Annotated in this window: 8 protein-coding genes and 10 tRNA genes; all 18 read right to left on the bottom strand. The window is 47.7% G+C overall.

Features of this window, described 5'->3' with window-relative positions:
- Positions 1-137: 137 nt before the first annotated feature.
- Positions 138-214 (bottom strand) — tRNA-Ile (locus ACQKD4_RS12150).
- A gap of 11 nt (positions 215-225) precedes the next feature.
- A tRNA-Arg gene (locus tag ACQKD4_RS12145) sits at positions 226-302 on the bottom strand.
- 5 nt (positions 303-307) lie between these two features.
- Positions 308-395: transfer RNA gene (locus tag ACQKD4_RS12140), tRNA-Leu, on the bottom strand.
- A 17-nt stretch (positions 396-412) separates the two neighbouring features.
- Positions 413-488, bottom strand: a tRNA-Lys gene (locus ACQKD4_RS12135).
- 9 nt (positions 489-497) lie between these two features.
- Positions 498-569: transfer RNA gene (locus ACQKD4_RS12130), tRNA-Gln, on the bottom strand.
- A gap of 7 nt (positions 570-576) precedes the next feature.
- Positions 577-652, bottom strand: a tRNA-Asp gene (locus tag ACQKD4_RS12125).
- A 21-nt stretch (positions 653-673) separates the two neighbouring features.
- A tRNA-Val gene (locus tag ACQKD4_RS12120) sits at positions 674-749 on the bottom strand.
- A gap of 3 nt (positions 750-752) precedes the next feature.
- Positions 753-827 (bottom strand) — tRNA-Glu (locus tag ACQKD4_RS12115).
- Positions 828-856: 29 nt separating this feature from the next.
- Positions 857-948, bottom strand: a tRNA-Ser gene (locus tag ACQKD4_RS12110).
- A 9-nt stretch (positions 949-957) separates the two neighbouring features.
- Positions 958-1032: transfer RNA gene (locus ACQKD4_RS12105), tRNA-Asn, on the bottom strand.
- 207 nt (positions 1033-1239) lie between these two features.
- Positions 1240-3366, bottom strand: a complete 2127-nt coding sequence (locus ACQKD4_RS12100) for a Tex family protein (protein ID WP_427373494.1) — start codon at positions 3364-3366, stop codon at positions 1240-1242.
- A gap of 69 nt (positions 3367-3435) precedes the next feature.
- Entirely contained in the window at positions 3436-4236 is an 801-nt protein-coding gene (gene sigB, locus ACQKD4_RS12095) for an RNA polymerase sigma factor SigB (RefSeq protein ID WP_015880560.1), read from the bottom strand.
- Positions 4202-4681 (bottom strand): anti-sigma B factor RsbW, encoded by a 480-nt coding sequence (gene rsbW / locus ACQKD4_RS12090; RefSeq protein ID WP_214696024.1) that lies wholly within the window; start codon positions 4679-4681, stop codon positions 4202-4204. The genes sigB and rsbW overlap by 35 nt, the downstream gene beginning before the upstream one ends.
- On the bottom strand, positions 4678-5004 hold the full coding sequence (locus ACQKD4_RS12085; RefSeq protein WP_214696023.1) for an STAS domain-containing protein: 327 nt from the start codon (positions 5002-5004) through the stop codon (positions 4678-4680). Before ACQKD4_RS12085 ends, rsbW begins: the two co-directional genes overlap by 4 nt.
- Positions 5005-5146: 142 nt before the next feature.
- Positions 5147-5497, bottom strand: a complete 351-nt coding sequence (locus ACQKD4_RS12080) for a type II toxin-antitoxin system PemK/MazF family toxin (protein ID WP_026824472.1) — start codon at positions 5495-5497, stop codon at positions 5147-5149.
- A 5-nt stretch (positions 5498-5502) separates the two neighbouring features.
- On the bottom strand, positions 5503-5781 hold the full coding sequence (locus ACQKD4_RS12075) for a hypothetical protein (protein ID WP_026824473.1): 279 nt from the start codon (positions 5779-5781) through the stop codon (positions 5503-5505).
- Positions 5782-5910: 129 nt separating this feature from the next.
- Positions 5911-6987 carry an alanine racemase gene (alr, locus tag ACQKD4_RS12070; RefSeq protein ID WP_427373493.1) on the bottom strand — a complete coding sequence of 359 codons (1077 nt, stop codon included), beginning with the start codon at positions 6985-6987 and terminating at the stop codon, positions 5911-5913.
- A complete protein-coding gene (acpS, locus tag ACQKD4_RS12065; RefSeq protein ID WP_214696019.1) occupies positions 6974-7342 on the bottom strand; it encodes a holo-ACP synthase in 369 nt (122 codons plus the stop codon). Before acpS ends, alr begins: the two co-directional genes overlap by 14 nt.
- Positions 7343-7373 lie beyond the last annotated feature (31 nt).

The raw sequence follows: 7373 nt of genomic DNA, 5'->3' as shown, positions 1-7373 counted from the left end.
AGCGTTCGTCCTGAGCCAGGATCAAACTCTCCAAAGAATTTGATATAGCTCTTAGATTGACGAAGCTTGCGCTTCATTCAAAAATTGTAAAACTTTTTTTGCCTCATCGTTCAGTTTTCAAAGTTCGTCAGTTTAAATGGTGGGCCTAAGTGGACTCGAACCACCGACCTCACGCTTATCAGGCGTGCGCTCTAACCGGCTGAGCTATAGGCCCATAAAAAAGAATGGTGCACCCTGAGAGATTCGAACTCCCGGCCTTTAGATTCGTAGTCTAACGCTCTATCCAGCTGAGCTAAGGGTGCGCATATGGTGCGGTCGAGAGGACTTGAACCTCCACGGTGTTAACCACCACTAGGCCCTCAACCTAGCGCGTCTACCGATTCCGCCACGACCGCAGCGTATGAAATTAAAATGGTGAGTCATGCAGGGCTCGAACCTGCGACCCTCTGATTAAAAGTCAGATGCTCTACCAACTGAGCTAATGACTCAAATAAAAGCTGGGCTGGAAGGGATCGAACCTTCGCATGTCGGAATCAAAATCCGATGCCTTACCACTTGGCTACAGCCCAACGTAAATGGCGGTCTTGACGGGATTCGAACCCGCGATCTCCTGCGTGACAGGCAGGCATGTTAACCCCTACACCACAAGACCAGATTACGTTTTTATTTGAAATGGTGGAGGATGACGGGATCGAACCGCCGACCCCCTGCTTGTAAGGCAGGTGCTCTCCCAGCTGAGCTAATCCTCCATATGGTGACCCGTACGGGATTCGAACCCGTGTTACCGCCGTGAAAGGGCGGTGTCTTAACCGCTTGACCAACGGGCCAGTGTATGTGTCTTCTAAGTAATTTTAAGTGGCGGAGACGGAGGGATTCGAACCCTCGCACCGGTTTCCCAGCCTACTCCCTTAGCAGGGGAGCCCCTTATAGCCTCTTGGGTACGTCTCCAAAATAAAATGGCTCCGCAAGTAGGATTTGAACCTACGACCTACCGGTTAACAGCCGGTTGCTCTACCACTGAGCTATTGCGGAACGTTGCTTGAAATTATCGAAGTAACGATTTATATTGTAACCGCAAACCAGAAACCTGTCAATCACTTTCTTAGAAAAACTTTTATTTCGCATGCCGTCTCTCGGCGACTTCTATAAGATATCACGGTACAAAAAGACCGTCAACACTTTTTCTAAAAAAAATCAGGTAAAATGAAAAACATTTTACCTGATTCGAGTTTCTTCTTATTAACTGTTCGGTTCAAGCATCGTCAAACTAATTCGTCCCCGGTTGACATCGACCTGTTCGATCCATACCGTAACGATATCACCGACCGCCACGACATCTAACGGATGCTTTACGTAGCGATTCGATAATTTCGAAATATGGACGAGCCCGTCCTGTTTTACACCAATATCCACGAACGCACCAAAATCAATGACGTTTCGAACGGTGCCTTGGAATTCCATTCCGACTTGAAGGTCTTCAAGACTCATGACATCCGTGCGCAGTAATGGCTTTTGGATATCTTCCCGTGGGTCACGTCCTGGTTTCGCTAACGACTTCAAGATATCCTCGACGGTTGGAAGTCCCGCATCTAATCGCTCACTCAATACATTCGCATCAACTTGTTGTAACCGTTCACGCAATGCAGCTGTTCCGACCTCAGCTTTCGAGGATCCGATTTCTTTTAAGATTGATAGTGCGAGGGAATAACTTTCCGGGTGAATCTCCGTCTGGTCGAGAACATCCTTCCCATTCATGATTCGCAAGAATCCAGCCGCCTGTTCGAACGCCTTCGCCCCAAGTCTTGGCACTTTCTTAATTTCCTTTCTCGTTTCAAAGCGTCCATTCTCTTCACGATATGCCACAATATTTTTGGCAGTCGTTTTGTTCAGTCCAGATACATAAGTCAATAAAGACTCCGAGGCACGGTTCACATCGATTCCGACCATGTTAACCACGCTCTCCACGACGAATTCTAAAGATGCCTTCAGTTTATTTTGACTCACATCATGCTGATATTGCCCGACACCGACCGACTGTGGGTCGACTTTGACGAGTTCCGCCATCGCATCCTGGATTCGGCGTGCGATCGAGACAGCTGACCGTTCCTCTACTTTTAAGTCCGGAAATTCACTACGTGCCACTTCCGATGCAGAATAGACACTCGCTCCCGCTTCGTTCACAATCGCGTAAGCAATTTCACGCTCTGCTTTCTTTAACCAATCCGCAACGAATTGTTCGGTCTCCCTTGATGCCGTACCGTTTCCGACAACAATAACGGAGATTGGATATTTCTTAGCGAGTTTCGTTAGTACTTTTTCAGCGCCAGCGATATCGTGCTTCGGTGCCGTCGGATAGAAGACACCAACCTCTTCGACTTTTCCGATTTCATTGACGACCGCCCATTTGCATCCTGTCCGATATGCCGGGTCGATCCCCAAGACGACGACCTCGCGAAGAGGCGGTTGCATGTAGAGTTGCTTTAAGTTTTTCGAGAACACATCGATTGCCTGCTCCTCTGCCTTGTCGGTCAATTCACCACGAATCTCTCGTTCAATGGCTGGGAAGACAGATTTTTTATAAGCCTCTGTCACAGCTGCTTCGACAACTTCACGTTTCTCTTTCGGAAGTCGCTCATATGTACGAAGCGCTTGATCCATGAAACGTGTCTCGTCAAAAATGACTTTCACTTGAAGGACATCGGTACGCTCCCCACGGTTCAAGGCGAGTACACGGTGTGGGACAATCCCCGCAATTTTCTCTTCATATTCATAATACTGCGCAAAGATCTCTTTTTCGTCTTCCGCTTGTTTTTTCTTCTTCGAACGCAACAATCCTTCTTTGCGTACACGGTCGCGAAGCATCTGGCGTAGTTTCGCTTCCTCGCCCCATTCTTCCCCGATGATGGCATGTACGAGCGGAAGGGATTCTTCTAGCGCTACATCCTTCGAGAGCTCTTCAACCACACCTGTCGAGTAAGGCGACTTGTCTCGGAACCAGTCTGCAAGCGGCTGCAACCCTTTCTCGCGTCCCTGTTCCGCTTTCGTCCGTCGTTTCGGACGATAGGGTAAGTAGATGTCTTCTACTTGTTGAAGGGTTGTCGCTGCCTCTAGCGCCTTCGTTAGTTCAGGTGTGTTCTTTTCCAACTCTTCTAACTTAGCAAGAACATCCGTTTTTCGCTTTTGAAGACTTTCTTCATATTGAAGGGCGTCTAAGATTGCTTTGATTTCGACTTCATCCAGGTTCCCCGTCATTTCCTTCCGATAACGGGCCATGAACGGAATCGTCGCCCCTTCAGATGCGAGCTGTTGAACCGTCTCTACTTGGTTCACTTTCAAGTTTAACGCCTTAGCCACTTTCGTAATCACTTGAATCACTTCCTTTTATGATCTCTTCCAAAGTGTAGCAAACATTCAAACAAAAAAGCGATGACTCGATTAGTCATCGCTTGAGAATACTTCATTGAGTGGAACTTTGATGGCTTCACGCAGCTTTTCGAGTGCTCGCCGTTGCAAACGGGAGACATGCATCTGCGAGATCCCAAGAAGTTCTCCAGTCTCTTTTTGACTCATATTCTTATAGTAGGCGCATTCTAAGATGGCGCGTTCCCGTTCATTTAGAACATTGAACGCTTTCTCTAGAATGAGACGTTGGTCGACCGATTCATATCCACGCTCTTGGCTACCGACCAAGTCGAGTAACGTGACCGTACTGCCTTCGTTATCGGCCTCAATTGAACTATCGACCGACAGCGCTTGATAACTCTTACCCATCTCAAGCGTTTCGAGAATTTCTTCGTCTGATACGCCAAGATGATCGGCAATCTCATCGATTCGTGGTGAGCGTTGCAATTCAGTCGTCAACTCTTCAACCGTCTTCTTAATTTTCGGTCCGAGCTCTTTGATCCGACGCGGAACATGGACACTCCATGTTTTATCGCGGATGAATCGCTTGATTTCACCGATGATGGTCGGGACGGCAAACGATTCGAAGCTACGTCCGAATTCTGGATCAAATCGACGGAGTGCCGCCAATAATCCAATCATCCCAACTTGCACGAGATCATCGTGAATCGCTCGTCCACGCGAAAACTTACGGGCGAGTGCTTCAACGAGGTCCGAATAGCGATTGATGAGTAGCATTTGCACTTCTTCGTTTTGATCGTCTTGTTGGTAGCGTTCAATCCACTCTAGTACCTCGTCATCACTGTGATGGCGTTGTTGAGATTTTGCTGGCACTCTGATCCACCTCGTCCCTGTTAAGGAGTTTTGTCATCGTCACTTTGACACCGTTGTCTTTATTGATCGAGACATCGTCCATTAACGCTTCGATAAGGAAGAGACCAAGTCCTCCTTCGTGGAGCGATTCAATTTCCGTCGTCTCTTCGACCGGAGCCGCTTGACGTTTCACATCATCTGCGAACGTCTTGCCTGAATCTTCAATCGTGATTTCAAGACGATCTGCATATACTCCACAAGCGAGTTTGACCTCTCCATCTTGATGATCTTCATACGCATGCTGGACTGCATTCCCGCATGCTTCCGAGACCGCGATTTTAATATCTTCGATCTCGTCGTACGTATATCCCATACGGTTAGCGATTCCTGAAACGACTAATCGAACCACACCGACATATTCGGGTTTGGCCGGGAACGTCATGACCGTCTGTTCAACATTGTTCATTGCGTGCCACCTCTTACGTTCGAATTAATAGAAAGAAGTTTGTGAAGACCCGTCAATTCGAATAGACGATTGACTCGCTCCGTAACCCCGACAAGTGACAACTCTTTTTCGTTACGCGTGGCGATTTTCAACGCCCCGACGAACACACCGAGACCTGTCGAGTCCATATACTCCACTTCATCTAAATGAACGACCACATCTTGCTCACTGATGGCCGGATGCAATACTTCTTTCAATTTTGGTGCAGTATATGTATCCACTTCTCCGGATACGTAAAGGTGTAATTGTTCTCCAATGACTTGCTCACGAATCGATAAATCCATCGTCTATTCCCTCCTAAATGTCCGTACAGATAAATTGAGTACGATTTACTTTAATTCCCCACTATCAAAATCTTAAACCACTTTTTTAAAAAATGTTTAAAAAAAGACCGATACCTATGTACCAGTCTTGATCTATGTAAGGCTAGAGAGGGATCAATCCCATACTAATCTCTAGCGCTCGGTCAACTTTATGCATCGTCTCATCATCGAGATGAGTGACTTTATCCGTCAGACGACGCTTATCAATCGTTCGAATCTGCTCAAGTAAAATCACAGAGTCTCTCTCGAGTCCATGCTTCTCTTGATATACTTCCACATGAGTCGGCAGTTTTGCTTTTTGAATCTGAGCTGTAATCGCAGCGACAATGACGGTCGGGCTAAAGCGATTGCCGATGTCGTTCTGTACGATGAGAACGGGTCGAACGCCACCTTGCTCTGAGCCGACTACGGGCGACAGATTCGCATAAAATACGTCACCACGCTTTACGATCACTCTGCTCACACCCCACTTACTTGACGTAAGAGAGCGTGTTCGGCTTCGGCTTCAATCGTTAGCATCTCTTCTGCCATATTCAAGTTAAACGCGGCCATCTCTTGATAGCCTTTCGCCAATTCTTCACGCAGTGTTTGTTGTCGATCAGCAATTTCTTTAGACAAGTATGTCACTACATCGTTCAAGGACAGTGTTTCACGGTCTTTCATCGAAATCGGACCCCCTTGTTGCGAGAACCGATCTGGGACGGACGCTAGCGCACCCGCAGTTCGCTGCTTCAACATCTTACACCTCCAGAATCGTTTCATGGACTGGCGGAAAATCTCCCGCGTTCTTTATCAATATAACACGCGGGAATGGGAAAATATAGAGAAATCGAGAAAGAATTCAGATAATTTCACACGATTTGTGATTCACACATAGTGACGCGGTAATCGACTCGTGAACTGGCAAACGATCTCATAGTTAATCGTCCCTAGATATGACGCAAGTTCATCAATGGCGACGTTTCCACCAACAAGTGTCACATCCATACCGACCGGAAACTCTTTTGGAAGTCGGATCATGAAGCGATCCATGCAGACACGTCCCACAATCGGACAACGAACACCATTTACTTCAACTTCAAATCCGCTCGCCTTCCGTAACCATCCGTCCGCATATCCGACTGGGACGGTACCAATCCATTCATCGGTCGATGTCGTATAGGTCGCTCCGTAACTGATCGTTCGACCTGCCTCGAGACGCTTCACCTGCATCAGCTGGCTCTTCAACGTAAAGGCCGGGCGGAGGAACGAATAGAATGTTTCCATCTCATGTGACGGATATAAACCATAGAGTGCGATCCCGACACGGACCAGATTATAAGGAACGTCTTGTCCTGCCATTCGGATGGCCCCTGCTGAATTGGACGTATGAATATAGCGGAACCGCTCATGTAACCCATCCATCAAGTGTTCGAAACGTTCTTGTTGTGTATAGTACAAGTCGCTATCAAGTTCATCCGCTGTCGCGAAATGGGTGTAGATGCCTTCAATGACAAATGAATCGTTCGCTTCTTCAAGCAACGCATCAAGTTGCTCTCGTGTACGAAGACCAAGACGTCCCATCCCTGTGTCGACTTTAATATGAACCGTCAATGGTTTTTCTTCTATATAAGCAGTAGCCTCTTTTAACCATTCAGCAGAAAAAACGGACAACGTGACGTCTCGTTCTGCTGCAATCCCTGCATATTGGGGAAATTGCGCCTCCATGACTAAAATCGGTGCCTCGATCCCTGCATCCCGAAGTTCGATTGCTTCTTCTAATAAAGCGACCCCAAGCATCGTCGCCCCGTTCTGAAGGGCGATATTCGCCACTTCAACAGCCCCATGACCGTAGGCATTCGCTTTGACGACCGCCATGATATCTTGCGGGATACGTTGTGTTAACTCTTGTATGTTATGGGCGATGGCCGCCCGATCAATCTCGATTCGACTAGGACGAAACATGTTGCCCCTCCTCTTCTAAGATGACTTGTGCGACGGCATATGCACTGCTATGACTGATGCTGACATGAATTCGTCCCGAAAACGGCGCAGTCATGACAGGTCGACCTGTCTCATCCGGTAAAATTTCAATGTGGCGCCACGATAGACCGTGCGCGATTCCGGTGCCGATTGCCTTGGCATAAGCTTCTTTTGCGGCAAACCGACCCGAAACAAACTCGATTTGACGCGGGAGTGGGTATTGTTGAACAAGCTCATACTCTGCATCGGTGAGCAGGCGTTTTAAAAAACGCGGTTGTTTCATCGAGCGAGCCATCCGATCAAGCTCGACGATATCGACTCCGATTCCTACAATCACTGGACACTCGCTCCTTTCCTTTTTTCCCTGT

It is taken from the genome of Exiguobacterium sp. NPDC077395, from assembly GCF_050269125.1.
GTDB lineage: Bacteria > Bacillota > Bacilli > Exiguobacteriales > Exiguobacteriaceae > Exiguobacterium > Exiguobacterium aestuarii_A.
The sequence above is the reverse complement of the archived record's forward strand: the minus strand, read 5'-3'. Positions and strand labels throughout refer to the sequence as shown.